Genomic DNA, 26393 nt, shown 5'->3' with positions numbered 1-26393 from the left:
CGCTGGTGCCACCCGTTGAGTGGCTGTCCGGAGAGCCGCATATGGTCGCGCCCGCCGCGTCCGTCAAGCAAGAAATTAGCGATTCTGATCGCCGATGTGAAAAAGACCATCTTCCCAGCGATACATGGGATCCGGGCCGCCAGTGCCATGATCCGCAAATCAGGCGAGTCCGGCCCGTTTTCCGCGTTCCTTCCCCCAATTCGAACGCTGGGCGACGTGCGCACGAATCAAGGACCAAATCGCCGCCTCGAAGAGGAAGCGCTGATGGATGAGTGCACCACCACTCCTTGATTGGCGAATCATCGAGAGGAAACCGGCCCACGTTCCAATCGCGACCGAGCGCGTGCGGATGCTCATGCATGGTTGCCGCAAAACGAACTAGATGGTGCTCGCGATTCTCACGCCCCCCCCCTTTAGAGTTGTCGAGCCGCCGGAGTGTCGCTTCACCACTATGGTCACAGGCCGAGCTTCACCCCGGCCACCTGGAGATCATTGCGCATCCTGCCGCACTCGGCCTGAGCGACACAGGGAACTTGCCCCGGGCTGTACAGCCCTTCCCGGCAAGACTTTCCACGAAGCCAAGCTGCGCATGGATGCAGATCGCAGCGTCATCGCAGGGAGCAGGTCGGTCTATCCGCCTTGAACTGCGCGGAATGCAGCATCGAAATCCCGCAGAACTGCGCAGGCCAGCACAAGGCGGGAGCCCGAAGGCAAAATCTGTTTCGATTATCAGATTGTTTGGTGCGGTCGAGAAGACTCGAACTTCCACGGGCTTTCGCCCACAACGACCTCAACGTTGCGCGTCTACCAATTCCGCCACGACCGCACATCGCAAGCAGGGTTTGCCTTAAAAAAAAGACTGCCCTGCCGGGGTAGAGGGGCGCCCCTAGCAAAGCACCCCACGCGGCGCAACAACCAAGCGCCGGTTTTTTTACTCGGGCTTCCAGCCGATCTCCGCGACCTTGGCGCTCTTGGGAACATCGGTGACAGCTTCGTTGATCGTTACGCTCTCGCCGGGCTTCAGCCTCTCGCGCGGGGGGGCTACATCCCAGGTGTAGACAACCTTGTCCTTGGCATCGCGCAGCACGATCAGGATCGGCGGCACTTCCTGCGGCTGCTTGCCGACATTGGAGACCGTGCCGCTCGCGCCGAAATACTCGGTGCCGTTGGGCAGAGTACGGCGGTCTTGCCGCTCTGACGGGAAGGCCAGCACGAGATCCGGATTGCCGGCACCGAACGTGGCATGCGCGGCGGGCAGCCAGTGCGGCAGACCAAGCCAGCTGGCCAGAGCGATAAACACCGCGACAAGCACGGCAAAGCCAATCCCGGCAAATGTCCAGATCTTCGCCATGTTGCGGCGTGGGCGGAACGGCGGCTGGTGATCGAAGCTGGACGCAGTCTCATCGAAGCCTTCGTCGGCGGGACGCGCGACGGGGCGGATCACCGGACGGGGCACCACCGGCGGCTCCGGCACCGGATCCTCGGCGGCGGCCACCGCTGAGGCCTCAGGCTCGGTAACGGCGATGGGAGCAGGCGCCTGAGGCTGCGCGGCAGCTGCCACCTCTGCGCGCGCGGGTAGCTCCGCCCCTTGCTGGAACCAGCTGTGGCGGCACTTTGCACAACGCACGGTGCGGCCCTCCACGCCGATCGCATTGTCAGGAACGACGTAGCGAGTGGAACAGGCTGGGCACGCGATGATCATGTGGCGGGTTAAGCATGCGAAGATGCAGGGAAACAATAGGTACGGACGGGGAGAAGTGCTCGCTCGCCCTTTTTTCCACATCGATTGCGCCCTATAGCCGCCCAAAGCGGCGCATGCCCCCTGTGCGCACGCAACAACCCTTCCGGGACCGCAACGCCTGACATGAGCCAGCCTGATGCCGAAATCGTCCAGTTCGACAACGTCGGGCTGCGCTACGGAACGGACAAGGAAATCCTCGCCGATGTCTCGTTCACGCTCTATCCGGGGTGCTTCTACTTCCTCACCGGCGCGAGCGGTGCGGGCAAGACGAGCCTGCTCAAGCTGCTCTATCTGGCGCAGCGCCCTTCGCGCGGGCTGATCCGCCTGTTCGGCACCGATGCCATCACCCTGCCGCGCGAACGCCTGCCCGGTTTCCGCCGCCGCATCGGGGTGGTGTTCCAGGACTTCCGTCTCGTCGAGCATCTTTCCGCGTTCGACAATGTTGCGCTGCCGCTGCGGGTGGCGGGCGTAAGCGAGAAGGACATCGCGCGGCCCGTGGGAGAAATGCTCGACTGGGTCGGCCTCGGCGACCGGCAGCATGCCCGGCCTGCCACGCTCTCGGGCGGAGAGCAGCAGCGCGTTGCCATCGCCCGCGCGGTCATCGCCCGGCCCGACATGCTGGTGGCGGACGAGCCGACCGGTAACGTCGACCCGGACATGGCGCTCAAGCTGCTGCGCCTGTTCGAAAGCCTCAACCGGCTGGGCACTACTGTCGTGGTAGCAACCCACGACGTTCATCTTATCCGCAAGGTGCCTGAGTCGCTAATCATGCGGCTCGACAAGGGACGGCTGAGCGATCCGACCGGCGCGCTGCGCTATCCTCCGCGCCGCACCACGATGGCTGGTGCGGACGCGCCGCCGCCGCTTTAAGACTGCCGGACGATGGCCCTTCTCTCTTCCCTGTTCCAGCGCTGGCGCAGCGGCGGCGCCACAAGTGACCCGCGTCTGCTGCCCGAGGCGCAGCTGTCAGGCCCGATGCCGTGGGTCATCGCGATCATGATCGCGCTCACGGTCGTCGCTGCCGCCAGCGGCCTTGCTCTGCGCAATGCCGCCGAAACCGCCAGCGCCGATCTTGAAGGCGGCGTCACCGTGCAGATCGTCACCGCCGCTCCTTCGGAACGGCTGCGCCAGGCCGCTGCGGTTGTCAGCGTGCTTGCCAAGGCACCCGAAGTGGCAGACGTTCGCCAGGTGGCGCAGGAGGAACTCAACACCCTGGTCGAACCCTGGCTCGGCACGCGGCCCGGCGATGATGTCGAATCCCTGCCGATCCCGGCACTGATCGACGTCCGCCTCAAGGGGCCGGCTACCCCGGACCGCGTGGCGCACTTGCGCGCGCTGGCTGTGCCGGTGGCCAGTTCAGCTCGCGTCGATGCGCAGGCCGGCTGGCTCGCCCCGGTGTTTGCCGCGATCGGCACGCTGCAATGGCTGGCGGGCGGCCTCATCGCGCTGCTCGCGCTGGCGACGATCGCCGCCGTGCTGCTCGCATCGCGAAACGCGCTGGGCAATCACCGCGAGGCTATCGAGATCGTCCACATGCTCGGCGGCACCGACAAGCAGATCGCACGTGTGTTCCAGCGCTCGATGGCCTTCGATGCGGCGGCGGGCGGGCTCGTCGGCCTGCTCTCCGGCGTGGTGACGATTGCCGCGCTCTCTCGTCAGTTCGCCGGGCTCGGCTCGGGCATGGTCGCAGGTGCCGTGCTCCATTGGCAGGACTGGATCGTGATCGCCGCCATTCCGGTCGCCGGGGTTGCGCTGGCCGTGCTGACCGCGCGGGTGACGGTGCTGGCCGCGCTCAGGCGGATGCTCTGAGATGGCACGCGTGCGCAAACCGCCGGGCCTGCTGCGGCGCATTGGCGCGGCGGTGCTGCTCGCATGGGTGCTCGGCTTCCTGTGGTTCGCGCTCGCCCTGCCGCGCCCTGCCGGCGCGCAGAAGACCGACGGCGTCATCGCGCTGACGGGCGCAGGCGGACGCATCCCGCGCGCCCTCGACGTGCTTCGCGCCGGCAAGGCACGCAAGGTGCTCATCGCCGGGGTGGCGAGCGAAGTGAAACCGGGGGAATTTGCTGCGGAGTACAAGGTCTCGCCCGAGCTCCTTGCCTGCTGCGTGACGCTCGGTTTCGAATCGGTCGATACCCGATCCAACGCACTCGAAGCCGCCCGCTGGATCGCGGCAGAGCACATCACCTCGGTGCGCCTCGTCACAACTGACTGGCACATGCGCCGCGCGGAGTTTGATCTCGCGATGGCAGCGCCGCGCGGGGTTGAGATCCTGCCGGACGCCGTCCCTTCGCGGCCGAGCATGAAAACGCTGTTCATCGAGTATAACAAGCTGATCGCCCGCGTGCTCGCGTGGCTGGCGGGGTGGTAGGACACGCCATGGACCGTCAGCACGATGCCGGCCCACGCCTGCCCGATGTGCTGCGCAGCATCGCCTTCTACACCGTGTTCTATGGTGGCACCGTGCTGCAGGTTATCGCTGCGCTCGCAGTGATGCCGCTGGGGGGAAACCGTTACCGGCAAATGGTTCGGGTCTGGTCGAGCTGGCACCGCGCCTGCGCACGCAACCTGCTCGGCATCACGGTCGAGGGTGACAGCTTCGCCGCCCGGCCCGGCGTGCTCTATGCGATCAAGCACGAATCGTTCTTCGAGGCGATCGACTTGCCGCATATGTACCCGCTGCCAGTGGTCTTCGCGAAGGAGCAACTGCTGCGCATCCCGCTGTGGGGCGCCATTGGTACGCGCTATGGCCTGATCGCGGTCGATCGTGCGCGAGGGGCCAGTGCGCTGAGGACTATGCTAGCCGAAGCACGGCGCTGGACGGCGGATGGTCGGCCGCTCATCATCTTTCCCGAAGGTACGCGCGTGCCCCATGGCACGCAGCCGCCGCTGCAGGCGGGTTTTGCCGGGCTCTACAAGATGCTCGGCCTGCCGGTCGTGCCCGTCGCGGTCGATAGCGGGCCGCTTTACCACCGCCTGTGGAAGCGCTCCGGCACGATCCGCTATCGCTTCGGCGAGGAAATCCCGCCCGGCCTGCCGCGTGAGGACATCGAGGCCCGCGTCCATGCCGCAATCAATGTGCTGAACGCATGAGCATCGAGGACGCCCGCACCGAGGAGCGGCATACCGAGGCCGATGCCCGCACGTGGGGCGAAGTGCTCGGCCCCGGCCTCATCACCGGCGCAGCGGACGATGACCCGAGCGGGATCGGCACCTATAGTCAGGTCGGCGCACAGTTCGGCTTCAGCCTCGCGTGGATCATGGTGTTCAGCTATCCGCTGCTGGTGGCGACACAGCTGATCTGCGCCCGGATCGGCGCAGTGACCGGCCATGGCATCGCGCACAACCTGAAGCGGCACTATCCGCGCCCGGTGCTGTGGTTCGCCGTCGTGCTGCTGCTAGTGGCAAATACGATCAACCTTGGCTCCGATCTCGGCGCGATGGCGGCGGCACTGAACCTGCTGCTGCCAGGGCCGACGATGCTTTATGTCGCCATGTTCGGCGGCATTTCGGTGCTGCTTGAAGTCTTCGTCAGCTACGCGCGCTATACCCGGATCCTCAAGTGGGCGGCAGTTTCGCTGCTGGCCTATATCCTCGTGCCCTTCGTGGCCCAGCTTTCGCTGAGCGAGGTGCTGCGCGGCGTGCTGGTACCCCAGCTGAGCTATGACCGCCAGACCGCGATGGCCGTGATCGCCACGCTGGGGACGACGATCAGCCCCTACCTGTTTTTCTGGCAGGCCGGGCAGGAAGTGGAGGAGCAGCACCGGCTCCACAAGCATCCGCTCGGCGTTTTTCCGCGCGCAGCAGGGCCGGGACTAAATCGGATGCGCACCGATACCTTGGTCGGCATGGGCGTAACGAGCGTGACGGCACTGTTCATCGTGATCGCGACGGCGGCGACGCTCCACGCGCACGGGATCAATGAAGTCGCTTCCGCCGATGCGGCAGCGAGCGCGCTGCGGCCCATCGCGGGCGATTTCAGCTTCCTGCTCTTTGCAGTCGGGATCATCGGCATTGGCCTGCTGGCCGTGCCGGTATTGGCCGGTTCGGCGGCCTATGCGCTGTCGGAAACATTCGGCTGGACCGAGGGCCTGGACCGCAAGCCGCACGAGGCCAAGGCGTTTTACGGCGCGATCGTGGTTGCCGTGCTCGGCGGCGTGGCGCTCAACCTGATCGGCATCGATCCGATGCAGGCGCTCTACTGGACGGCAGTCATCAATGGCCTGCTCGCCCCGCCACTGATGGTGATGACGATGCTGGCGGCATCCAATCCCAAGGTCATGGGCCGGCTCACCCTGCCCCCGCTGCTCAAGATCGGCGGCTGGGCGGCAACGGCGGTGATGATCCTCGTCTCGGCGATGTTCCTGCTGAGCTAGAGTCCATTTCTTCGCCGAACGGCGAAGGCGGCACCAGCCCGCTCCCCCGCCCGGCCACCCACGAGAGTACCCTGAATGGGTGGCCGGGCGGGGGAGTGGGCTGGTGCCGTTCTGTTTCGGCCCACCCTGTTTCAGCTAGGCCGAAACAGCAATCACGTATGGCTGCGGCCGAAGTCGGGCCGCGCATCGTCCTGGCCCATCTCGATGATCGAGCGGCGGATTGCGCGGGTTCGGGTGAAGGTGTCGAACAGCATCGCGCCATCGCCTTTGCGGATCGCCTTCTGCAGTTCGGTCAGGTCTTCGCTGAAGCGCTGCAGCATTTCGAGAACGGCTTCGCGGTTGCTGAGGAACACGTCCCGCCACATCGTCGGATCGGACGCGGCGATGCGGGTGAAATCGCGGAAACCGCCCGCGGAATACTTGATGACCTCGCTCTGGGTGACTTCCTCGAGATCGGAAGCCGTGCCGACGATGGTGTAGGCGATCAGGTGCGGTAGGTGGCTGGTGACGGCGAGGACGCGGTCGTGGTGCTCGGCATCCATGGTCTCGACCCGCGCGCCGAGCGCTTCCCAGAACGCCATGACCCGCGCAACTTCGGCCTCATCCGCGCCGGCCGGCGGCGTCACGATGCACCAGCGGTTGCGAAACAGCGCCGCAAAGCCTGCGTCCGGGCCGCTTTGCTCGGTGCCCGCCACCGGGTGCGCCGGAATCACGCTGATACCGGGCAACACTTCCGCCAGCGCCTTGGCCACGCTGGCCTTGCTTGAACCCACGTCGGTCACGATCACGCCGGGTGCGAGGTGCGGCAGGATCGCCGCGCCTGCAGTCGCCATCGCACCGACCGGCACGCAGAGCACCACAAGGTCTGCTCCGGTCACTGCTTCGGCCACCGTCTCGGGCACAAAATTCGCGAGGCCGATCTCGCGCGCGCGTTCGCGCACGGCAGGATCCGCATCGAAGCCGGTGGTCATCGCATCCGGCAGATGCGCATGCACCGCACGCGCAACCGATCCGCCCAGCAGGCCAAGACCAATAACGGCGACGCGCGCAAAGCTCATCGCGCGGCTTCAGCCATCTGGCGCAGCACGGCAGCAACGCGGTCCATCTCTGCGGCAGTGCCGATGGTGATGCGCAGGCATTGCGGCAGACCTTGCCCCGGCAGCCAGCGCGTGATGAAGCCGTTGTCCATCAGCCCCTTGTAGGCCGCTTCCGCCGTCAGCGCGCCGGAGAACTCGATCAGTACGAAGTTCGCCTCGCTCGGCAGTGGGCGGAGGCCATGGTTGCCAAGGGCGGCAAGCGCTCCGACGAAGCGCGCGCGTTCGGCGCGGTTGTGCTCACGCGAGGCGGCGACGAACGCCTGATCGCCCAGCGCCGCCAGTGCCGCTGCCTGCGCCGTGATCGTCAGGTTGAACGGGCCGCGAATGCGGTTGAGCATGTCGATCAGGTGCGGCGCACCCGTCGCCCAGCCGACCCGTTCGCCGGCAAGTCCGTAGATCTTGGAGAAGGTGCGGGTGATGAGGACGTTCTCCGTCGCCGCCGTCAGCGCCATCGCGCCATCCTCGTCATCGCCGCCCAGATATTCGGCATAGGCCTGGTCAACCACCAGCAACACATCGGCCGGAAGCGCAGCGTGAAGCCGGGCCAGTTCGGCGCGTGCCAGGTAGCTGCCGGTCGGGTTGTTGGGATTGGCGAGGAATACGACGCGCGTTCGCGGCGTGACGCAGCCAAGCAGGACATCGACGTCGGCCGCATAGTCACGGTCCGGCGCCTCGACCGGATCGGCCCCGCAGCGGCGGGCGGCAATCTCGTAAACCGAGAACCCGTAGCGCTGGTACAGCACTTCATCGCCCGGTCCGGCGAAAGCTTGCGCGGCGAGGTGGAGCAGTTCGTCAGAGCCGGTGCCCATCACGATCCGCGCCGGATCGATGCCGTGGAGCGCCCCGAGCGCCCCGCGCAGAGCATGGCTTTCGGGATCGGGATAGCGCGCCGGATCGCCCGCGCCTTCACCGGTGCCGAGGCGCGCGGCACGCGCCAGCGGGCTGGTGCCAAGCGGATTCTCGTTGGCCGAAAGCTTGATCAGGACCTGCCCGTTCGTACCGGTCGACTTGCCCGGCACGTAAGGATGGATCGCCGCGATCCACGGTTTCGGCACGGGACGAGTGGCGACAGCAGGAGCGGAAGGTTCGGACATGACCCGGGCGCCTTAGCGGGCTTGCCGCGTCAAGGGAACCGTCTCGCGCGGGCAGATGCGGCCTATCTCTAGGGATCGACGCGCAGAACTGCGCCCTTCCAGTCGCTCGCCATCGCAAACGCCGGCATCGAGGCCTTGCCATCCTCGCCGCCCCCCCCGATCAGATGCGGGCCGATCGGCTGGACGCCATCACCCTTCGGGCTCTGCGGCAAGCCAGCCGCTGCCAATTGGTAGGGCGAGGCGCGGTGGCGCGTGCACAGGCCGCCGTTGCCATCGGACACCAGCGCCTGTTCGAACTCCAGCCCCTGCTGGCGCTTGCGCGAACGGCGCACGCGGGCCACGGCCAGCTGCCCTTCACCAAGATCGATCACGAATTCGGTGCCCATCGGGACATCGACGAGGCCTTCGATCAGCGCGCCGGAGACCGAAAGGTTGCGCAACACGACCGGGTAGTAGTGGTTGTCATGGATCACACCGATGCGGCGGAACATCGCCTGCCGGTCGTGGCGCTGGAACGCTGGGCCCGAAGGCTCGATGGTCCAGTTGCCTTCGTTGAGCTTGGCAACGAACTCGGCGTTGGGGATCGGCTGGCTGTAGATGTAGCCCTGCACGAGCGTGACGTTGAGGCTCTTCATCAGGTCGAACTGGTCGAAGCTTTCGACGCCCTCTGCCGTCGTATCCATCTCGAGCGCCTGCGCCAGCGCGACGATGGCGGCAATGATCGCACGATTGCGCGAGCCAGCCTCGGTCGCGCCGCGCACGAAAGACTGGTCGATCTTGATCTTGTCGAACGGCGCGGTCTTCAGATAGCCGAGCGAGGAATAGCCGGTGCCGAAATCATCGAGCGCCAGCCGGACGCCGAGACCCTTGAGCGCCTTGAAGCGTTCATTGGTGGCGCCGCCTTCCTGGAGGAACACGCTCTCCGTGATCTCCAGTTCGAGTCGTTCGGGTTCGAGGCCGGAATTGGCGAGCGCACTGGCAACCAGCGCAGGAAACCCGTCGTCCGCGAACTGCACCGGCGAAACATTGACCGCGACGCGCAGTCCGCCCGGCCAAGCCGAGACTTCTTCGCAGGCCCTGCGCAAGACCCATTCACCGATGCCCTTGATAAGGTTCGATTCCTCGGCAATCGGGATAAACCGCGCCGGGCTGACCGGGCCGTGCTCAGGGTGGTTCCAGCGCACCAGCGCCTCGACGCCGACAACATGGTTGTCTTCCGCACGCACGACCGGCTGGTAGTGAATCTCGAGCTCGTCCCGCTGCAGCGCATCGTGGAGGTCTTCCTCGAGCAGGCGGCGATCAGCCGCAGCCTTGAGCAGATCCGCGCTGAAAAAGCGGAAACGCCCGCGCCCACCGCCCTTGGCTGCATAGAGTGCGAGGTCCGCGTTGCGCACGAGGCTGTCGCTGTCATCCCCATCGAACGGCGAAACCGCGACACCGACCGATGCGCCGATCAGGCAGCGGCTGCCGTCGATCGTGTAAGGCTGCGAAATGCTTGTGATGATGCTGGTCGCAATGTCGCCAAGGACGCCGCGATCATCGATCCCGGGCATGATGACCTGGAATTCGTCGCCACCGAGACGGCTGACCTTTTCCTTGTCGCCCACAACGCGAACGAGCCGTGCTGCAACCTGCTTGAGCAGGGCATCGCCTGCGGCGTGGCCGAGCGTATCGTTGACCTGCTTGAAGCGGTCGAGGTCGATCAGCATGATCGCGCAGGGGCTGCGCTGCTGCGAGCACAGCGTAAGCGTACGTTCGAGCAGTTGCGACATGCGCCGACGATTGAGCAGCCCGGTCAATGCATCGTGCATCGCCATGTGCGAGCTTTCCTCGGCAGAGCGGCGCTCGCCGGTGATATCCTCGCAGTGGCCGCGGAAGCCGGCGAACTCGCCGCGCTGAATGATCGGTTCGCCGGAAATGGCCCACCACAGCGTTTCGCCATCGGCCCGCTCGCTGCGCACCGTGATCTTCTCGAAGCGGCCCTTGCGCGCAAACGCGAATGGCAGCGTGCGTTCGCCTTCGCTTTCGTTGCCGGTCTTGAGGAACAGTTCGAGGAAGCTCTGCCCCGTCGCCGTTCCCTCACCCACCAGAAGGGCATGAGCCCCGGGTGAAAGGTAGCTCAGGCGACCTTCCGCATCGGTGGACCAGAAAAAGCCGAGACCAAGGTCTTCATAGGTATGGCACAGGGCCGCCGCTTCGCTTTCAGATGTGCGGGATGGCGAGGCATCAACTGCCCCTATTCCGAATACCCCGCGTGCCTTGCGCAGCACCACCTGAAAGTCCCCTAGCCAGCTAGTCACTTGACGTTAGGTATGTAACGCAAGGGCGTTGTGGGAAGGTTAACGCAGCTTCGGCATCTTGGTGCGTCTCGTAACACTCTCCCGCAAAACGAAAAAAGGGCCGGAAGCACGATTGCGCTTCCGGCCTTAGTCTGTTCGCAGGAGGAACATGGTCTGGCGGGGCCTTGAGGTCCAAGAGGGAGAGGATCTGGCCCTCTGGCCCCGCCAAGCTGGTTAATCAGTAGTTGCCAATCGGCGGAGGCCGATCAGTAGTTGTAGGCACGCTCACCATGGTCAGCGATGTCGAGGCCTTCGCGCTCGCCTTCTTCGCTGATCCGCATGCCCATGGTCTTGTCGAGCACGAACCAGATCACCGCGGTGCCGATACCCGACCAGGCGAGGGTGATGAGCACCGCTTCGATCTGGACGATGAGCTGGGCCGCGATGTCGTAGGTCGGAGCCGCGACAGCCGGGAACTGGGTGTAGTCGATGATGCCCTGGCCGCCGAGCGACGGAGCCGCGACGATGCCGGTGGCGATTGCACCGGTGATACCGCCGACGCAGTGGACACCGAAGACGTCGAGCGTGTCGTCGTACTTGAACTTGTTCTTCACCGTGCTGACGAAGAAGAAGCACAGCGGCGAGACGACAAGGCCGAGGACGATCGAGGTCATCGGCGCGCCGTAACCCGAAGCCGGGGTGATCGCGACGAGGCCGGCGACGGCACCCGAGGCGGCACCGAGCATCGAAGGCTTGCCGTGCACGACCTGTTCGACAACCGCCCAGCTGACCGCAGCAGCGCAAGTGGCGAGCATGGTGTTGACGAAGGCAACCGCAGCGACACCGTTCGATTCAAGGTTCGAACCCGCGTTGAAGCCGAACCAACCCACCCACAGCAGCGAGGCGCCGATCATGGTCATGGTCAGCGAATGCGGCGGCGTGGCTTCCTTGCCGTAGCCAAGGCGCTTGCCGAGCAGGAGGCAACCGACGAGGCCTGCAATACCCGCGTTGATGTGCACCACGGTGCCACCAGCGAAGTCGAGCGCGCCCTTGCCCCAGAGGAAGCCGTAGTCGGTCGGCGCATCGACGAGGAAGTCCGGACCGGCCCAGTACCAGACCATGTGCGCGATCGGGTAGTAGATGAAGGTCGACCACAGGACGACGAACACCATCAGCGGGGTGAACTTGATGCGCTCCGCGAACGAACCGATGAACAGCGCCGGGGTAATCATGGCGAAGGTCATCTGGAACACGAAGTAGCTGAGTTCGGGGATGTAGACGTTGTTGGAGAACGTCGCCGAATATGTACCGCTGGTTACGCCGGCCATGAGCGCCTTGCCGAAGCCGCCGATGAAGGGCGAGCCGCCGGTGAAGGCGAGGCTGTAGCCGTAGGTTGCCCAGAGCAGGCCCGCGATCGAGACGATCATGAACACCTGCATTAGGACGGACAGCATGTTCTTGGTGCGGACAAGACCGCCGTAGAACAGCGCGAGGCCCGGAATGCTCATCATCAGGACGAGCACGGACGAAATGAGCATCCAGGTGGTGTCACCCTTGTTCACCATCGTGGCCTGGGCCGCCACATCGGGCGCCTTGACCATTGCCGCCTGGGCAAAGGCGGTGGAAGCGGCGCCGAGCGTCAAGCCCGCGCCCACAACCCCGCCGATCATCTTACGGATCATCGAAGTTCCCCTCATGTCGGAAATGGCGGTCCCCACCGCGTTTTCGACGCCGACGCTCAAAAGCCGGGCCGTCACAGCGCGGTATCCCCGGTTTCGCCGGTGCGGATGCGGGTGGCCGAAGCAAGATCGAGAACGAAGATCTTGCCGTCGCCGATCGCCTCGGTGCTGGCAGTCTGCTGGATCACCTCGATGATGCGCGGGGTGAGATCATCGCTCGCAGCGATCTCGATCTTCACCTTCGGCAGCATGTTGGTGGTGTATTCGGCGCCGCGGTAGATTTCGGTCTGGCCCTTCTGCCGTCCGAAACCCTTCACTTCCGACACCGTCATCCCGGCAACGCCCAGCCCGGAGAGCGCCTCGCGCACTTCGTCGAGCTTGAACGGCTTGATGATGGCGATGATGAATTTCATTCATGCCCCCTTTGCGGCCTTCTCGCCGGGCGACCCGCCGGCTGAAGGTTCTTCGCAAACAGCGTGCCAAATGAGCGGAACGCTGGAATCAGGGAGAATCTTTTCGCTACTGCGGAAAACTACGCAGGTGAGCCGCTCGAATCTTGTGCAGATTTCCAGTCGTGCCTAAAAAATAGGCAGACATCCTGCCTCAGTTGCCGCGAAAGAAGCGGTCCGTGGGGGTGGTGGGCAGGCCGTCGATGCTCCGGGTGCGGCCGGATGTCTTGGTCATCCACGCCGTCTCGTCAGACTGCGCGTGGTACTTCACCAGCGTCTGGCGTTCGGCCTCGAGGCTCATCACGGGCACGCCCCAGCCGCAACTGGTCTGGACGGTGTTCACCGCAATGTCGAAGATCTGGCGCGTGCCGGGCAGGATGGTGAAATGCGCCGCGAGTTCTTCCCATTCGGGATCCTGCGGCAGGACCGGGCGACCCGTGCCATAAAGCCGGAGAATGAGCGGCGGCTGGCCGAAGTTGCACATCATTATCGTGATGCGGCCATCGGCGACGAGATGCGCATGGGTTTCGTTGCCCGATCCGGCGAGGTCGAGATAGGCAACCCGGTTGGGGCCTAGGATCCGAAAGCAGTCATACCCTTTGGGCGAGAGGTTGACGCGCGCGTCAGCCGCCGCCGTGGCAACGAAGAACACGCTCTGCGCGCCCATCATTGCTTCATGCTGGGGCAGGATGCTGTCGGTGAAATCCGCCATCAGAGGAACTCGTGCAGAGTGGCGATGAAGCGGTCGAACTGATCGTGATGCAGCCAATGGCCGGCGTTCTCGAACTCGATCACCGTGCCATCGCGGAAGTGCTTTATGCGCCCGTCGCGCTCGGGGTTCCCTGCCCACGAATCCGCACCATTGAGCAGCAGGGTCGGGCAGGTGATCGCCTCCCACAGCTCGTGCTTGCGCTCGGTCGAGATGTCGTAGGGGTGATCAATGTGGACGTAGGGATCGAACTTCCAGGTGAAAGTACCGTCCTCGTTGCGGTTGATCCCGTGGATCGTGAGGTGGCGGGCCTGAACGTCAGTGAGGTAGGGGTTCTCCGACTTCATGCGCGCATAGGCATCTTCGAGCGTCGCATAGCGGCGCGGCAGGCGGCCTGCGGCCTTGCGCTTCTCCGCGATATAGTCTCGCACGCGGCGGGCGAAGGGCACGTCCTTCATGCGCAGTTCCCAGTCCGGCGTCGGGAAGATGCCCTCGATCGCGACGAGCTTGGCGACGTCTTCCGGAAACAGCCCGGCATAGCGCAGCGAGACGTTGGCACCCCACGAGTGCGAGACGATGGTCACGGGGGCGAGGCCAAGCTGGTGGACCAGCTGCGCAACGTCGTAAACCATGTCCATCGTGCGGTAGTTGCCGTCCGAGGCCCACTCGCTGTCGCCATGGCCGCGGTGATCGAGCGCGATCACATGCCAGTCGTCGCGCAAGGCTTCGGCGGTCCAGTCCCAGCTGCGGCAATGGTCGCGCCCGCCGTGGATGAGCAGGAGCGGCGGCTTGTCCGCATTGCCCCAGTCCACATAGTGGAGGCGCAGGCGCTGCGAGATGAAGGTGTTCGAGGTGGGGCCGAGCAGTGTCATTACGTGTCTGTGCCGCAGGTGCGAACAGGCCGCAAGTGTGGTTGGCGCTTCAGATGCGGTCGCGCCACGAGAATCGCGGCTGGAATCCGATCATTTCCGCAGCGCGCGCGGACGATAGCAAAGCAGCTTCGTTGGCAAGGTCATCGGCAAGCGGGACGCCGGGGAAGTGACCGGCCATCAGATCGTGCGAAGGGCGGCCCATGAGGTTGTCGGCAGCAGCAATGATCATCGCCTCGTGGCCGGTCGTGCCTGCCTCCAGCGCGCAGCGGCAGGCCTCGGCGGCGTCCTCGGCGTCGATATAGCTCCAGAGGTTCCACTTGCGGCTGGCAGGATCGGTCTGGATCTGCGCCAGCGCGGCGTAATCTTCGGCCACATAGACGTTGGAGAAGCGCAGCGACACAATGGCCATGGCGGGGTGCCAGCGCGCGAATTCGTCGGCCATCGTCTCCCCCACCCGCTTGCCGAGCGCGTAGGACCAGTTGGGGAGCAGCGGGTGCGTCTCGTCGATGGGGGCGAACTGCGGCGGCTCGGCGAAAGGAAGGCCGAGGATCGTCTCGCTGGAGGCCCAGACCACGCGGCCGATGCCGAGGCGGGCGGCAGCGGAGAAAACGTTGTAGGTGCCCATCACATTGATGCGGAAGGCCGCTTCGTCGGTCGTCGCACCGGGCTTGGGGATGCCCGCAAGGTGGAGCACGGCATCGAACCGGCGCGCGGCGGTATCGACTCCCGAAAGCGCGCCCATCACCGCGCCGAAATCCGCGCAATCGAGCCGCACGGTATCGTCGCCATAGACCGAGCTGACGATATCGAAGCCCGTGACGCGGTGTCCGGCTGCCCGCAGCGCCGCGACCGCGACCTTGCCGAGCTTGCCGCTGCTTCCCGTGACCGCGATGCGCATTCATGCTTCTCCCGAGCTAGCTGAGACTATGGCGACGGAACAACAACTTCAGCCCCGCCCATAGTGTCACCCTGAACTTGTTTCAGGGTCCATTTCTCCCCAAGCGCGGGAGTGTGGGGCCGAAACCAGTACCTGGCGCATGGCGTGCATACCAGCGAGGCTCCACGTGTGCGGCACGATGGACCCTGAAACAAGTTCAGGGTGACGGAAAACGGCAAACCAGGGTTTCGCCAGATCTTACCGCTCCTTGGTGGCGCTGAAGGTCAGCTCCGGATTGCGTTCCTGCTGATAGCCGACATCCCATGCCGAGCGTGCCATGAACACCGGATCGCCGTCGCGGTCCTTGGCGAGGTTCGACATGTTGAAATCGGCAAAGTTCCTGAGCGCGGCTTCGCTGCCCTTGAGCCAGCGCGCGGTATCGAAGGGCGATGGTTCGAGCACCGCCTCGACCTTGTACTCCGCTTCAAGCCGCGAAATCAGCACATCGAGCTGAAGCTGGCCAACCACGCCGACGATCGATTGCGCGCCGATCTCGGGGTAGAACACCTGGATCACGCCTTCCTCCGAAAGGTCGTCGAGTGCCTTCCTCAGCTGCTTGGTCTTGGTCGGATCCTTCAGCTGTACGCGGCGCAGGATTTCCGGCGCGAAGTTCGGCAGTCCGGTAAAGCGGACGGTGTTCTTCTCGGACAGCGTATCACCCACACGGAGGGTGCCGTGATTGGGGATGCCGATGATGTCACCCGCTTCCGCCGTGTCGGCGATCTCGCGGTCCTGCGCGAAGAACAGGATTGGCGAGTGCACCGCGATGGGCTTGCCGAGGCCTGACGGCGTCAGCTTCATCCCGCGCTTGAAGGTGCCCGAGACCATGCGCATGAACGCGATGCGGTCGCGGTGCATCGGGTCCATGTTGGCCTGCACCTTGAACACGAAGCCGGTGACTTCGGGATGATCGAGCTCGATCGTGCCGCTCTCGCTCGGCTGCGGGCGCGGCGGGGGAGCGTAGCGGGCGATGGCGTCGATCATCTCGGCGACGCCGAAGTTCTTGAGCGCGGAGCCGAAGTAGACCGGGGTCAGATCGCCGTTGCGATAGGCAGTCAGATCGAATTCGGGATAGCCCATCTGCGCGAGTTCGATTTCCTCGGCAACGTCCGCGGGGATCGCGCCTTCGACAAGCGGATCGCGCTTGCCGAGAAATTCGCGGCTGTCGCCTTCGGGCCGGGCGATGGTGTTCGTGGCGAAATCGAGCACGCCTTCAAAAATACCGCCCATGCCGATGGGCCAAGACATCGGGCAGACATCGAGCGCGAGCGCATCGGCCACTTCATCGAGTGTCTCGAACACCGCGCGGCCTTCGCGGTCGACCTTGTTGACGAAGGTGATGATCGGCACCGAACGCAGGCGGCAGACCTCGAACAGCTTGCGCGTTTGCGGCTCGATGCCCTTGGCGGCGTCGATCACCATGATCGCGGAATCGACTGCCGTCAGCGTGCGGTAGGTGTCTTCGGAGAAGTCCTCGTGGCCTGGCGTATCGAGCAGGTTGAAGACGACGCCGTCCTTCTGGAAGGTCATGACGGAGGACGTGACCGAGATGCCGCGTTGCTGCTCGATCTTCATCCAGTCCGACCGCGCGCGGCGGGCCGCGCCGCGCGCCTTGACTTCACCGGCCAAGTGGATCGCGCCGCCCTGAAGCAGCAGCTTCTCGGTCAGCGTGGTCTTGCCCGCGTCAGGGTGCGAGATGATGGCGAAGGTACGGCGATTGGAACTCATGGCCAGCGCAACTATACGGGGCGGACCGTCACGTCCATGCGGAAGCTCCGGCTCTCGCCTGCCGGGAGGATCACGACGCCCGGCTTGTCACGGAAATCTCCGGTGTAACCGGCCGGGTCAGCGTAGCCCTGCCACGGCTCGATGCAGACGTAGCGCGCACCGGGGACCTGCCAGATGCCGAGCATCGGGCTCTCAGGGAACGCGATATCGAGCCATGCGCCGCCCTCTGCGCCATAGGACAGGCTGCGGCTGGCAAGGTCGGTCCAGATCAGCGCGTCGGCGCGGAACAGTTCAGCGTCGAGCGGCATTTCGCGGCCCTGCACTGGGGTCGGCACGCCGTCCGGGAGGAGCAGGCCGGTGGCTTTCTCGATCTGCCGGATCGGCTGCGGCTCATCCTGTTCGAAGACGATCCGGTGCGCGGCCTTGTCGGCGCCGCCCGGCAACGGCCAGGCGAAGGCCGGGTGGTAGCCGAAGCTGAACGGCAGCGGGACGTCGCCGGGATTGTGCACCGTCGCGGTCTTGCGGAGCGTCATGCCCTCGACCGCGAAGGTCATGTCGAGCTGGAACGCGAAGGGGTAGACCTCGCGCGTCCGTGCATCGTCGACCAGCCGCAGGACCACGCGGTCTGCCGCGCTTTCGACCACGGTGAACGGATTGCGCCGGGCAAAGCCGTGCTTGGGCAAGGTGTAAGCCTGCCCGCCGAGCCGCAGCGTATCGTTCGCCAGCGCGCCGACGATGGGGAAGAGCAGCGGTGCATGGGCCGTCCAGAAGGCAGGATCGGCATCGGTCATGTACTCGCCGCCGCTGGCATCGGTCAGCGACCACAGCTCCGCACCGAACGGATGAATCCGCGCGGTGAGGTGCTCGTTGGCGATTGCAATCAAGTCGGTCATTGGCACCCCCGGCTGGATAAGCGGCCCTGCAGTTGCTCAGGCGCGCAGCACGCCGCCAAGCTTGGCGCCGGCTGCCACGATCTTGTCGGTGATCGCCTTCAGCGCGGCCTCGTCATAGCTCTTTTCGGTGGGCTGCAGCGTGACTTCGACGGCGAGCGACTTCTGCCCCTCGGGCACGCCCTGCCCGCGGAAATCATCGAACACGCGCGCCGCGACGACATTCGCCTTGTCCGCCCCGCGCACGGCGCGCAGCAGATCGCCTGCGGGGAGCGTGGCAGGCACGAGGAACGCGTAGTCGCGCATCACCGCCTGCAACGCAGGCGGCGCATAGTGCGGGCGTGCGAAGCTGCCGGGGCCCTTGCGCGCAGGGATCCGGTCAAGGAACAGCTCGACCACGGCGACGGGGCCGGTGAGGTCGAAGGCCTTGGCGGTGTTCGGATGGATCAGCCCGAAGCGCGCCAGCACCGTCTTGGGCCCAAGCCGCAGCGTGGCGGACTGGCCGGGGTGGAGCTGGCTGCCAGCCTCACCCATGACTTGCAGATTGTCGACCGGAGCGCCGGCTTCGGCGAGCAGGGCGAGCGCTTCGGCCTTGGCGTCAAAGGCATCGAAGGGCTTGGCCTTGCCGGTGGCCCAACCGCGCGGCTGGGCTTCGCCCGCGAGCACGACCGCGAGGCTGGGCTGTTCGCCGGAAGCACCGCCCTCGCCGCGCAGATAGCGGCGGCCGATCTCGAACAGGCGGACCGTGGTCGCGCCGCGATCGAGGTTGCGCCGTGCGGCAGACAGCAGGCCCGGGAGCAGCGAGGGGCGCATGGTCTTGAGGTCTTCGGAGATCGGATTGGCGAGCGTCCAGAGGCCGCCGTTTCCTTCCGAGAAATGCTCGGCCTCACCCGTGGGCAGGAACGACCACGTGATGGCCTCGTTGAGCCCGCGCGCAGCGGCGGCGCGGCGGACGCGGCGTTCCTGCAGCTGGGCTGCGGTGGCAGTGGGCTTGGCGACGCCGTCCGCACGCGGCAGCGGCGTCGAAGGCACGGCATCGAGGCCGTGGACGCGGATCACTTCCTCGACGATGTCCGGCGCGCCATCGACGTCCGGACGCCAGGTGGGAACGGTGACTGTCCAGTCTTCCGCGACTTCGAAGCCCAGCGCGGCGAGGATGCGCTTCTGTTCGCTGTCGGCCACGTCGATCCCGCCGAGATTGCCGGCAAGCGAGGGATCATAATCCAGCGTCTTGCGGTTCAGCGGGGGCGTGCCCGCGCGGATCACTTCGCTGGGTTCACCGCCGCAGATCTCGAGGATCAGGTTGGTGAGGAGGTCCATGCCGGTATCGAGGAACGCGGGATCGACCCCGCGCTCGAAACGGCCGCGCGCGTCAGACGTCAGCGCGAGCGCCTGCCCGGTGCGAGCAATGTTGGCGGGCGTGAAGTAGGCGACTTCAAGGAGGACATCGGTCGTCTCGTCCGAGCAGCCCGAATGCTCGCCGCCCATGATCCCGGCAATATCGTGGACGCCGCTGTCATCCGCGATCACCGTCATCCACGGCTGGAGCGCATATTCCTTGCCGTTGAGCGCGAGGCAGCTCTCACCTTCGACCGCGCGGCGGGCGACGACGGCACCGCTCAGCTTGGCCAGATCATAGGCGTGGGCCGGGCGGCCATAGCCGAGCATGACGTAGTTGGTGATGTCGACCAGCGCCGAGATCGGGCGCTGGCCAGCGCTCTTGAGGCGGTCCTGCAGCCACTGCGGGCTGGGGCCGTTCTTCACGCCGCGAATGACGCGGCCGTAGAAAGCGGGGCAGCCTTCGGGATCATCGGTGCGTACTTCGACCGGGCACGGGTAGGTGCCGGCGACCGGCTGAGCTTCGATCGGCTTGAGCACGCCAAGGCCCGCGGCTGCCAGATCGCGCGCGATGCCGTGAACGCCCATGCAGTCCGGACGGTTGGGCGTGATGGCAACGTCGAACACCGGGTCGGATCCGAGATAATCGGCGAAGCTGGTGCCGAGCGGCGCATCGGCGGGCAGTTCGATGATGCCGTCATGCTCTTCGCCGAGGCCGAGCTCGCGCGTCGAGCACATCATGCCGTTCGATTCGACACCGCGGATGGCGGACTTGCGCAGCTCCATGCCGTTCGCCGGAACCACCGCGCCGGGCAGGCCAAGCACGCCAACGAGGCCCGCACGCGCATTGGGGGCGCCGCATACGACCTGCAACGGATTGCCGTCTCCGAGATCGACCGAGAGGACTTGCAGCTTGTCCGCCTGCGGGTGCTTTTCCGCCGTCAGCACGCGGGCAACGCGGAATTGCGTGAGGGCAGCCGAGGCATCCTCAACGCCTTCGATCTCGAGGCCGAGCGTGGTCAGCTTCTCGGCAATCGTGCGGGCATCAGCCTTGGTATCGAGCAGGGCCTGGAGCCAGGAAAGCGCGAACTTCATGCGCGTACTCCCACGCCGCCGGAAAGGGTGGGCACGTCAAGCGCGCCGAAGCCGTAGTGGCCGAGCCAGCGCACATCGCCATCGAAGAAGGCGCGCAGGTCGTCCATGCCGTATTTCAGCATGGCCAGTCGGTCGACGCCGGTGCCGAAGGCGAAGCCCTGCCATTCGTTCGGATCGAGTCCTCCGAATTCGATCACCTTGCGGTTGACCATGCCGGAGCCAAGCACTTCCATCCAGCCGCCATTGGCATCATCGCCGCTGCCGCCGACAACGCGCTTGCCGTTCACGAGAGTGTAGCCGACGTCGACTTCAACCGAAGGCTCGGTGAAGGGGAAGTAGCTGGGGCGCAGCCGCAGGACGATGTCGTCGCGCTCGAAGAAGGCCTTGAGGAAGGTTTCCAGCGTCCACTTGAGGTGGCCGAGGTGGATGCCCTTGTCGATGACGAGACCTTCGATCTGGTGGAACATCGGCGTGTGCGTCGCGTCGCTGTCAGACCGGTAGACGCGGCCCGGCGCGATGACGCGCAAAGGCGCGCCCTCGCTCAGCATCGAGCGGATCTGCACCGGCGAAGTGTGCGTGCGCAGCAGCATCGAGCGGCCCTGCGCGTCCTTGTCCGGGAAATAGAACGTATCGTGCATCGCACGCGCCGGGTGGGTTTCCGGCATGTTGAGCGCGGTGAAGTTGTGCCAGTCGTCCTCGATCTCGGGACCCGTCGCGACGGCAAAGCCCATGTCGGCGAAGATCTCGGCGAGTTCGTCCATCACCTGGCTGACCGGGTGGACGGAGCCGCGCGGCGCGATCGGAGCGGGAAGCGAGAGATCGGCAGTCTCCGCGGCCAGCCTGGCTTCGAGCACCGCGCTTTCCAGCGCAGTGCGGCGCTCTGCCAGCGCTGCCGTGACTGCCTCGCGCGCGGCGTGGATGCGGGGGCCCGTGCTGGTGCGTTCCTCGGGGCTCATGCCGCCGAGCGACTTGAGCAGGGCCGAGACCCAGCCCTGCTTGCCAAGCGCGCCGACGCGCAGTGCCTCAACGGCATCGATCGTATCTGCCGCGGCGATCGCGGCAAGGGTGGGTTCAAGCTGTTCCATCGCGCCCGCCGCTAGCGCCAAACGCGGCGGAATCCAAGGATGGCGTTCAATCCCGCGAGGGATCGTGCAGCGCCTGCACCGGCGCCCCCGCCGCAGCCATGCGCGCGCGCATCACGCCGGCGAGCACCGGATGGGGCAGCGCGGCATATGCGCGCGGGCTCATGCCCATGAAGCGGTGGAACTCGCGCACGAACTGCGCCTGATCGTGATAGTGCGAATCGATGGCGCCGATCCACGTGAGCGAGGGATCGAGCATGTATTGCGAGAGGCTGCGCATGAACCGCTGGCGGCGCAGCAACAGGCTTGGCGGGAAACCGAAGTGGCGGCGGCAGACGCGCTCCAGCGTGTGCGTGGGCAGGCCGGCCTGCTCGGTCATTTCGGCAACACTGGCGATCTCGGGATCGACGAGTGCGTGATGGACGGCGCGGATCCGCGCTTCTTCCGGCAAAGGGCGCGCGGCAAGGCTCTCGAAGTGGCGGGTAATCCGCTCCAGTTCCGCGAGTTCGTCCGGCTCGGGCCCGAACAGGGAATTCGCAAGCGGGAGCAGTGGCGCAAATTCAGGCTCCGCGGCCGCATCGCAAAGGCGGTCGGCAAAGACGTTTGCCGGTGCAGAAACAAATTTGGCCCAGCCGAGAGGCAGCAGTCCAATCCCCCAGATTCGCGAGGTGCCAGTGGTGAAGCGTACTGCGGTGCTGGTTGGGCCGGTGAGAATGCCCGTCACGCCCCCGAACGGGGGAGCGTTGCGGATCTCCGATACGGGCAGTTCCCCGCTGATGATCCGCAGGTTGGCCCATTCCGGGTGGAGGTGATCGGTTACCCGCCCCTCGGTTCCGACATCGATTTCGGTGATGTAGAAGGTCGTGAAATAGGCGCGCATAGCCGCGGGCGGCTGATGGAATCGTACCCTGACGGTACATTGACCGCTCACTGCTGCGCCCCTCGTTTTTATCCCTGTTGGTAGGGTTATATCCCTTTGCAGCATCAACGGGAACTGGCCAAAATGGCAAAAAGGGCACCGATCTCGCGATCGATGCCCTCTTGCATTTCAGCCAGATTCAGAAGTTGACGACGTTCTGACGCACCAAATTGGAACGTCCGGCCGTCAGCCTCCAATCAGTTCGCCAGTGCCTGCTTGGCCTGCGCGATGATCGCAGCGAACACGCCGCCTTCGTTCATCGCGAGATCAGCCATGGCCTTGCGATCGAGTTCGATCCCGGCCAGCTTGGTGCCGTGGATGAACTGCGAGTAGGTCAGGCCTTCGGCGCGGACTGCAGCGTTGATGCGCTGGATCCACAGACCGCGGAATTCCCGCTTCTTGATCTTGCGATCGCGGTACGCGTACTGGCCGGCCTTTTCGACCGCCTGACGGGCAACGCGGATGGTATTCTTGCGGCGGCCCCGATAGCCCTTGGCCTGTTCGAGAATGCGCTTGTGCTTGGCGCGGGTGGTAACACCCCGTTTGATGCGGCTCATGGTCTAACGCTCCTCAGTTCAGCCCGTAGGGCGCCCACTTCTTGATCACCTTCGCATCTGCGTCGGAGATCACGTCCATGCCGCGGTTCTGACGGATGTACTTGGCGTTGTGGCTGATCAGGCGGTGGCGCTTGCCGGCCACACCGTGCTTGACCTTGCCGGATGCGGTGATCTTGAAGCGCTTCTTCACACCGCTCTTGGTCTTGAGCTTGGGCATTTTCGTCTCCTTGGTAAGGATGCGTCCGACTTGCCGTGGCAGCCCTGCATGGCCAGGCGAGTCATCGATGTCACATCCGATGAAGTGGGCGCGCTTAGTGGCGATGGGCGCAAAAGGCAAGCGATTGCGCAATCACCTGCCAATCTCCGCGCGATCGAACGGCGTCGACTGGTATGTCTCATTGATCCAGTTGCCGAACAGGAGGTGCCCATGGCCGCGCCAGGTATTGGAAGGCTGGCCCGCCGGATCATCCCCCGGGAAGTAGTGGAGCGGCAGGCTGCGCCCCTCGTCTCGCGCATATTCGCCCGCCAGAGTCAGCGTGTCGTACTCGAGGTGATTGAGCATGTGGACGGCGCGGTGCGCCGGATCGCCGATCAGGCAGAGCCCGGTTTCGGCGCTGTCCGCCAGCACGGCAAGGCCGCGCCCGGCGGGCAGGTCGGCTCCTCGCAGTTCGCTCCAGCGCGAGACGGGAACGTCGAATCGGTCGGGCAAGCCGCGCATGACAGGATGCGCGGGCGCGTGGTTCGCGTGGCTGAACACACCGGTCGCCTTTGCGGCCAGCGCATGCTTGGGCACGCCGTGGAAGTGATACATCGCCGCCATCGCGCCCCAGCACAGCGTGAGCGTGCGGTGCACGTTGTCCTGCGACCAATCGAGGATGCGGCGCATCTCGTCCCAGTAAGTCACCTCCTCGTACGCGATTTGCTCGACCGGCGCCCCGGTGATGATCAACCCGTCGAACTTTTCGGCGCGGACATCCTCCCACGGGCGATAGAACGAAGTGATGTGGCCCGCCGAGGTGTTCTTGCTGACGTGGTCCGAGATGCGGACGAGGTCGAGCTCGATCTGCAGCGGCGTCGCGCCAAGCAGGCGGGCGATCTGCGTTTCGGTCGTGATCTTGTCGGGCATCAGGTTGAGCAGCGCCACCCGCAGCGGGCGAATGTCCTGCCGCGCAGCCTCGGTCTCGCTCATCACGATCACGCCCTCGGATTCCAGCGTGCGGCGGGCGGGAAGATTGTCGGCAATGCGGATCGGCACGTCTCGAAACCCTTTTACATGTGGGGGAAACGACGCCTGCAGCCTTGTTCCGCTTCGTTGCCGGACCGGCCGCATCCCTTCGCTGGCGAAGGCGCCACCTTGCCCGGAAACCGGCAGGTTGGCGTCGGGGCGTCAATTCCCCAACTCTTGATGCGGGGCGAGACATAGGGCGCTCGCCGTTAAAATGCAACGCTGCGGCGCATAGGCAGACCTGCGCACAAGCCACTTGCTATTGCAAATGCCTCGCATTAAGTATTGCTCGACACAGCGAGGATTCGCATCCGATGTATATCTGCATCTGCAACGCCATCCGTGAAAAAGACCTGCGCCGCGCCGCGATCGAGCACAGCGGCGACGCCGAAACGCTTTACGGCAAGCTCGGCTTCGCGCCCCAGTGTCGCCAATGCCTGGAAGATGCCGAGCAGATCGTGAACGAGGCGCGCGCCTGCGTGCCGGCCTGAACGCCCGCCTTGCGCCCCGGAGCGCCGCTGACTAGTCTCCCTGCATAGCTCCAGGAGATAGCCATGAAGGGTGATGCCAAAGTCATCGAGTTCCTCAACAAGGCGCTGCTCAACGAGCTGACCGCGATCAACCAGTACTGGTTGCACTACCGGATGCTGGCCAATTGGGGCCTCAAGAAGCTCGCCGAATACGAGCGCCACGAATCGATCGACGAGATGAAGCACGCCGACCGATTGGCGGACCGCATCCTGTTCCTCGACGGGCTGCCCAATTTTCAGGCCATCGGGCGGCTGCGCATCGGCGAGGATGTCGAAGACGTGCTCAAGGCAGACCTTGCGCTGGAGAACGACGCGATCCCGCTGCTCAAGGACGCAATCGCCCACTGCGAAAGCGTGCGCGATTTCGTCAGCCGCGATCTTTTCGCCGATATCCTCTCGAACGAGGAAGAGCATGTCGACGTGCTCGAAACCCAGTTCGAGATGATCGCGCGGATGGGCCTCGCCAACTATATCCAGCTGAACAGCGAGGCCTCCGAGGCCTGACCGCGCCTCTCGCGATTCAGGGGGCGGCGCGCACCACTTCGCCGCCCTTCATGACGAACGCGGGCTTTTCCAGCACGCGCACATCGGCGAGCGGATCGCCGTCCACCGCGATGAGATCGCCGTAGCGGCCGGTTGCAATGGCCCCGACATCGGCGGTCTTGTCGAGCGCTTCGGCGGCACTGCGGGTAGCGGCCTGAATCGCTTCCATCGGCGTCATCCCCCACTCTACCATCTTGGCGAACTGCTTGGCGTTGTCGCCATTGGGGTAGACGCCGCCATCGGTGCCGAACAGCAGCTTGACCCCGGCGGCATGCGCAGCGCGGAACGTCTCGCGCTGCTTGCGGCCCACCGCACGCTCCTTGGCGAGGCTTTCCTCGAACACGCCGTTCTTCGCGCCTTCGGCAAGGATGTAGTCGTCGTCGTATATGTCCATATCGAGCCAGGCACCCTTGGCCTTGGCCAGCTTGAAGCTCTCGTCATCGGCAAGGCTGGCATGTTCGATCGTATCGACCCCGCCGCGCAGTGCATCGTTGATCCCGGCCGTGCCATGCGCGTGCGCAGCAACGCGCATGCCGAGCATGTGGGCTTCGTCGGTGACGGCCTTGATTTCCTCAAGGCTCATCTGCTGGCCGCCGACGCTGTCGGTCTTCGACAGGACGCCTCCCGTCATGCAGACCTTGATCACTTCGGCGCCGTACTTGCGCATCGTGCGCACCGCGGCGCGGAACTCGTCGGGCGAATTGGCGATGCCGGGCGAGGGCACCTTGATCGAAGGCGGAAACTCGGTGGAATCGCAGTGTCCGCCGGTAGCGCCGAGGGCATAGGTCGCGGGGACGATGCGCGGCCCCGCAATGTAGCCCGCCTGTATCCCCTGCTTGAGCGCGACGTCATCGAAGTTTGCCGAGCCGACATTGCGCACCGTGGTGAAGCCCGCCTCGACCGTGCGCTTGGCGTTGGCCACGCCGACGACGGTCCAGAAGTTGTCCGTGAATTCAAGCCCGCGATAGCCGCTGAGGCGCGGATCGCTGGTAAGGTGGACGTGCATGTCGATCAGACCGGGGAGCAGGGTCCGCGCGCCAAGATCGATGGTTTCAGCGCCAGCCGGCACCGCATCCCCCGCCTTGCCGACCGCGGTGATGCGGCCATCGGTGATGACGACCTGCGCATTGTCCACGGTCCGGCCAGCGAGAACATCGACCATGTGGGCGGCGCGAACCACCACCGTCTTCGCGCTTGCCGGCATTGCGGCGAGTGCCAGTCCGATGGAGATCGCCCCGATTGCGCTGCGCATACTC

The 26393-nt window shown here is 65.2% G+C and carries 26 protein-coding genes, 1 tRNA gene and 1 riboswitch; of the genes, 8 read left to right on the top strand and 19 right to left on the bottom strand.

Annotation, left to right across the window (positions count from 1 at the left end; translation table 11 throughout):
* Positions 1 to 291 (top strand): hypothetical protein (locus NSE01_RS21530; protein ID WP_218033253.1); only part of this gene is annotated, 291 nt, incomplete at its 5' end.
* 448 nt (positions 292 to 739) lie between these two features.
* On the opposite strand, the gene NSE01_RS08095 is transcribed toward NSE01_RS21530, so the two are convergent.
* Together NSE01_RS08095 and NSE01_RS08090 are read right to left on the bottom strand one after the other, a co-directional pair.
* Positions 740 to 826 (bottom strand) — tRNA-Leu (locus NSE01_RS08095).
* A 105-nt stretch (positions 827 to 931) separates the two neighbouring features.
* The gene (locus NSE01_RS08090) at positions 932 to 1702 is read right to left on the bottom strand and encodes an MJ0042-type zinc finger domain-containing protein (RefSeq protein ID WP_147159084.1); all 771 of its coding nucleotides are present in this window, start codon (positions 1700 to 1702) and stop codon (positions 932 to 934) included.
* Positions 1703 to 1864: 162 nt separating this feature from the next.
* On the opposite strand from NSE01_RS08090, the gene ftsE reads away from it, so the two are divergent.
* The 5 genes from ftsE to NSE01_RS08065 are packed head-to-tail and all read left to right on the top strand — an operon-like array spanning position 1865 to position 6114.
* A complete protein-coding gene (ftsE, locus tag NSE01_RS08085) occupies positions 1865 to 2611 on the top strand; it encodes a cell division ATP-binding protein FtsE (RefSeq protein WP_147159083.1) in 747 nt (248 codons plus the stop codon).
* 12 nt (positions 2612 to 2623) lie between these two features.
* Complete coding sequence (locus tag NSE01_RS08080; protein WP_147159082.1) at positions 2624 to 3550, top strand: cell division protein FtsX; 927 nt, start codon at positions 2624 to 2626, stop codon at positions 3548 to 3550.
* A gap of 1 nt (position 3551) precedes the next feature.
* Positions 3552 to 4109 carry a YdcF family protein gene (locus NSE01_RS08075; RefSeq protein WP_147159081.1) on the top strand — a complete coding sequence of 186 codons (558 nt, stop codon included), beginning with the start codon at positions 3552 to 3554 and terminating at the stop codon, positions 4107 to 4109.
* Between the two features lie 8 nt (positions 4110 to 4117).
* On the top strand, positions 4118 to 4831 hold the full coding sequence (locus tag NSE01_RS08070) for a lysophospholipid acyltransferase family protein (protein WP_147159080.1): 714 nt from the start codon (positions 4118 to 4120) through the stop codon (positions 4829 to 4831).
* Positions 4828 to 6114: an NRAMP family divalent metal transporter gene (locus NSE01_RS08065; RefSeq protein WP_147159079.1), complete on the top strand. Its 1287-nt coding sequence runs from the start codon at positions 4828 to 4830 to the stop codon at positions 6112 to 6114. The genes NSE01_RS08070 and NSE01_RS08065 overlap by 4 nt, the downstream gene beginning before the upstream one ends.
* Positions 6115 to 6266: 152 nt before the next feature.
* Here NSE01_RS08065 and NSE01_RS08060 read toward each other — a convergent pair whose 3' ends face one another.
* The 16 genes from NSE01_RS08060 to NSE01_RS07985 all read right to left on the bottom strand — a co-directional run bounded on the left by NSE01_RS08060 (position 6267) and on the right by NSE01_RS07985 (position 24094).
* Entirely contained in the window at positions 6267 to 7172 is a 906-nt protein-coding gene (locus NSE01_RS08060; protein ID WP_147159078.1) for a prephenate/arogenate dehydrogenase family protein, read from the bottom strand.
* Positions 7169 to 8305 carry a histidinol-phosphate transaminase gene (hisC, locus tag NSE01_RS08055; protein WP_147159077.1) on the bottom strand — a complete coding sequence of 379 codons (1137 nt, stop codon included), beginning with the start codon at positions 8303 to 8305 and terminating at the stop codon, positions 7169 to 7171. The genes NSE01_RS08060 and hisC overlap by 4 nt, the downstream gene beginning before the upstream one ends.
* Before the next feature lie 68 nt (positions 8306 to 8373).
* Positions 8374 to 10578 (bottom strand): putative bifunctional diguanylate cyclase/phosphodiesterase, encoded by a 2205-nt coding sequence (locus tag NSE01_RS08050; protein WP_246135094.1) that lies wholly within the window; start codon positions 10576 to 10578, stop codon positions 8374 to 8376.
* Between the two features lie 272 nt (positions 10579 to 10850).
* Positions 10851 to 12266 carry an ammonium transporter gene (locus tag NSE01_RS08045; protein ID WP_147159075.1) on the bottom strand — a complete coding sequence of 472 codons (1416 nt, stop codon included), beginning with the start codon at positions 12264 to 12266 and terminating at the stop codon, positions 10851 to 10853.
* A gap of 71 nt (positions 12267 to 12337) precedes the next feature.
* Positions 12338 to 12676 (bottom strand): P-II family nitrogen regulator, encoded by a 339-nt coding sequence (locus NSE01_RS08040; protein ID WP_072384441.1) that lies wholly within the window; start codon positions 12674 to 12676, stop codon positions 12338 to 12340.
* A gap of 190 nt (positions 12677 to 12866) precedes the next feature.
* A complete protein-coding gene (locus NSE01_RS08035) occupies positions 12867 to 13424 on the bottom strand; it encodes a pyridoxamine 5'-phosphate oxidase family protein (RefSeq protein ID WP_147159074.1) in 558 nt (185 codons plus the stop codon).
* A complete protein-coding gene (locus NSE01_RS08030; RefSeq protein WP_147159073.1) occupies positions 13424 to 14293 on the bottom strand; it encodes an alpha/beta fold hydrolase in 870 nt (289 codons plus the stop codon). Before NSE01_RS08030 ends, NSE01_RS08035 begins: the two co-directional genes overlap by 1 nt.
* Positions 14294 to 14342: 49 nt before the next feature.
* The gene (locus NSE01_RS08025) at positions 14343 to 15191 is read right to left on the bottom strand and encodes an NAD-dependent epimerase/dehydratase family protein (protein WP_147159072.1); all 849 of its coding nucleotides are present in this window, start codon (positions 15189 to 15191) and stop codon (positions 14343 to 14345) included.
* A gap of 237 nt (positions 15192 to 15428) precedes the next feature.
* Positions 15429 to 16958, bottom strand: coding sequence for a peptide chain release factor 3 (locus NSE01_RS08020; protein ID WP_147159071.1), 1530 nt, complete (start codon positions 16956 to 16958; stop codon positions 15429 to 15431).
* A gap of 11 nt (positions 16959 to 16969) precedes the next feature.
* Complete coding sequence (locus NSE01_RS08015; RefSeq protein ID WP_147159070.1) at positions 16970 to 17851, bottom strand: aldose 1-epimerase family protein; 882 nt, start codon at positions 17849 to 17851, stop codon at positions 16970 to 16972.
* Positions 17852 to 17887: 36 nt separating this feature from the next.
* Positions 17888 to 20281 (bottom strand): phenylalanine--tRNA ligase subunit beta, encoded by a 2394-nt coding sequence (gene pheT, locus NSE01_RS08010; protein WP_147159069.1) that lies wholly within the window; start codon positions 20279 to 20281, stop codon positions 17888 to 17890.
* A complete protein-coding gene (gene pheS, locus NSE01_RS08005) occupies positions 20278 to 21366 on the bottom strand; it encodes a phenylalanine--tRNA ligase subunit alpha (protein ID WP_147159068.1) in 1089 nt (362 codons plus the stop codon). Before pheS ends, pheT begins: the two co-directional genes overlap by 4 nt.
* A 46-nt stretch (positions 21367 to 21412) precedes the next feature.
* On the bottom strand, positions 21413 to 22243 hold the full coding sequence (locus NSE01_RS08000; RefSeq protein ID WP_147159067.1) for a helix-turn-helix domain-containing protein: 831 nt from the start codon (positions 22241 to 22243) through the stop codon (positions 21413 to 21415).
* 236 nt (positions 22244 to 22479) lie between these two features.
* Entirely contained in the window at positions 22480 to 22839 is a 360-nt protein-coding gene (gene rplT / locus NSE01_RS07995) for a 50S ribosomal protein L20 (RefSeq protein ID WP_147159066.1), read from the bottom strand.
* A gap of 13 nt (positions 22840 to 22852) precedes the next feature.
* Positions 22853 to 23056, bottom strand: coding sequence for a 50S ribosomal protein L35 (gene rpmI / locus NSE01_RS07990; RefSeq protein WP_054122496.1), 204 nt, complete (start codon positions 23054 to 23056; stop codon positions 22853 to 22855).
* Positions 23057 to 23188: 132 nt separating this feature from the next.
* Positions 23189 to 24094: a homoserine O-succinyltransferase gene (locus NSE01_RS07985; protein WP_170233788.1), complete on the bottom strand. Its 906-nt coding sequence runs from the start codon at positions 24092 to 24094 to the stop codon at positions 23189 to 23191.
* 43 nt (positions 24095 to 24137) lie between these two features.
* Positions 24138 to 24253: riboswitch (SAM-I-IV-variant riboswitch) on the bottom strand.
* Between the two features lie 125 nt (positions 24254 to 24378).
* On the opposite strand from NSE01_RS07985, the gene NSE01_RS07980 reads away from it, so the two are divergent.
* Together NSE01_RS07980 and bfr are read left to right on the top strand one after the other, a co-directional pair.
* Entirely contained in the window at positions 24379 to 24555 is a 177-nt protein-coding gene (locus NSE01_RS07980; protein WP_147159064.1) for a (2Fe-2S)-binding protein, read from the top strand.
* A 63-nt stretch (positions 24556 to 24618) separates the two neighbouring features.
* The gene (gene bfr / locus NSE01_RS07975) at positions 24619 to 25098 is read left to right on the top strand and encodes a bacterioferritin (protein ID WP_147159063.1); all 480 of its coding nucleotides are present in this window, start codon (positions 24619 to 24621) and stop codon (positions 25096 to 25098) included.
* A 16-nt stretch (positions 25099 to 25114) separates the two neighbouring features.
* Here the strand turns inward: bfr and NSE01_RS07970 are convergent, their stop codons facing one another.
* Entirely contained in the window at positions 25115 to 26389 is a 1275-nt protein-coding gene (locus NSE01_RS07970) for a Xaa-Pro dipeptidase (protein ID WP_147159062.1), read from the bottom strand.
* Positions 26390 to 26393 lie beyond the last annotated feature (4 nt).

Source organism: Novosphingobium sediminis (assembly GCF_007991615.1).
GTDB lineage: Bacteria > Pseudomonadota > Alphaproteobacteria > Sphingomonadales > Sphingomonadaceae > Novosphingobium > Novosphingobium sediminis.
Note: the sequence above shows the minus strand (reverse complement) of the source record. Positions and strands in the feature narration are given on the sequence as shown.

What these genes read in the sequence shown, in the direction of transcription:
- bfr (WP_147159063.1), top strand. Translation starts at nt 24,619, where the DNA reads ATGAAGGGTGATGCCAAAGTCATCGAGTTCCTCAACAAGGCGCTGCTC.
- NSE01_RS08080 (WP_147159082.1), top strand. Translation starts at nt 2,624, where the DNA reads ATGGCCCTTCTCTCTTCCCTGTTCCAGCGCTGGCGCAGCGGCGGCGCC.
- NSE01_RS08075 (WP_147159081.1), top strand. Translation starts at nt 3,552, where the DNA reads ATGGCACGCGTGCGCAAACCGCCGGGCCTGCTGCGGCGCATTGGCGCG.
- NSE01_RS08070 (WP_147159080.1), top strand. Translation starts at nt 4,118, where the DNA reads ATGGACCGTCAGCACGATGCCGGCCCACGCCTGCCCGATGTGCTGCGC.
- NSE01_RS08060 (WP_147159078.1), bottom strand. Translation starts at nt 7,172, where the DNA reads ATGAGCTTTGCGCGCGTCGCCGTTATTGGTCTTGGCCTGCTGGGCGGA.
- ftsE (WP_147159083.1), top strand. Translation starts at nt 1,865, where the DNA reads ATGAGCCAGCCTGATGCCGAAATCGTCCAGTTCGACAACGTCGGGCTG.
- NSE01_RS08030 (WP_147159073.1), bottom strand. Translation starts at nt 14,293, where the DNA reads ATGACACTGCTCGGCCCCACCTCGAACACCTTCATCTCGCAGCGCCTG.
- rplT (WP_147159066.1), bottom strand. Translation starts at nt 22,839, where the DNA reads ATGAGCCGCATCAAACGGGGTGTTACCACCCGCGCCAAGCACAAGCGC.
- NSE01_RS08000 (WP_147159067.1), bottom strand. Translation starts at nt 22,243, where the DNA reads ATGCGCGCCTATTTCACGACCTTCTACATCACCGAAATCGATGTCGGA.
- NSE01_RS08090 (WP_147159084.1), bottom strand. Translation starts at nt 1,702, where the DNA reads ATGATCATCGCGTGCCCAGCCTGTTCCACTCGCTACGTCGTTCCTGAC.
- NSE01_RS07970 (WP_147159062.1), bottom strand. Translation starts at nt 26,389, where the DNA reads ATGCGCAGCGCAATCGGGGCGATCTCCATCGGACTGGCACTCGCCGCA.
- NSE01_RS07980 (WP_147159064.1), top strand. Translation starts at nt 24,379, where the DNA reads ATGTATATCTGCATCTGCAACGCCATCCGTGAAAAAGACCTGCGCCGC.
- pheS (WP_147159068.1), bottom strand. Translation starts at nt 21,366, where the DNA reads ATGGAACAGCTTGAACCCACCCTTGCCGCGATCGCCGCGGCAGATACG.
- NSE01_RS08015 (WP_147159070.1), bottom strand. Translation starts at nt 17,851, where the DNA reads ATGACCGACTTGATTGCAATCGCCAACGAGCACCTCACCGCGCGGATT.
- hisC (WP_147159077.1), bottom strand. Translation starts at nt 8,305, where the DNA reads ATGTCCGAACCTTCCGCTCCTGCTGTCGCCACTCGTCCCGTGCCGAAA.
- NSE01_RS08025 (WP_147159072.1), bottom strand. Translation starts at nt 15,191, where the DNA reads ATGCGCATCGCGGTCACGGGAAGCAGCGGCAAGCTCGGCAAGGTCGCG.
- pheT (WP_147159069.1), bottom strand. Translation starts at nt 20,281, where the DNA reads ATGAAGTTCGCGCTTTCCTGGCTCCAGGCCCTGCTCGATACCAAGGCT.
- NSE01_RS08035 (WP_147159074.1), bottom strand. Translation starts at nt 13,424, where the DNA reads ATGGCGGATTTCACCGACAGCATCCTGCCCCAGCATGAAGCAATGATG.
- rpmI (WP_054122496.1), bottom strand. Translation starts at nt 23,056, where the DNA reads ATGCCCAAGCTCAAGACCAAGAGCGGTGTGAAGAAGCGCTTCAAGATC.
- NSE01_RS08020 (WP_147159071.1), bottom strand. Translation starts at nt 16,958, where the DNA reads ATGAGTTCCAATCGCCGTACCTTCGCCATCATCTCGCACCCTGACGCG.
- NSE01_RS08040 (WP_072384441.1), bottom strand. Translation starts at nt 12,676, where the DNA reads ATGAAATTCATCATCGCCATCATCAAGCCGTTCAAGCTCGACGAAGTG.
- NSE01_RS08065 (WP_147159079.1), top strand. Translation starts at nt 4,828, where the DNA reads ATGAGCATCGAGGACGCCCGCACCGAGGAGCGGCATACCGAGGCCGAT.
- NSE01_RS08045 (WP_147159075.1), bottom strand. Translation starts at nt 12,266, where the DNA reads ATGATCCGTAAGATGATCGGCGGGGTTGTGGGCGCGGGCTTGACGCTC.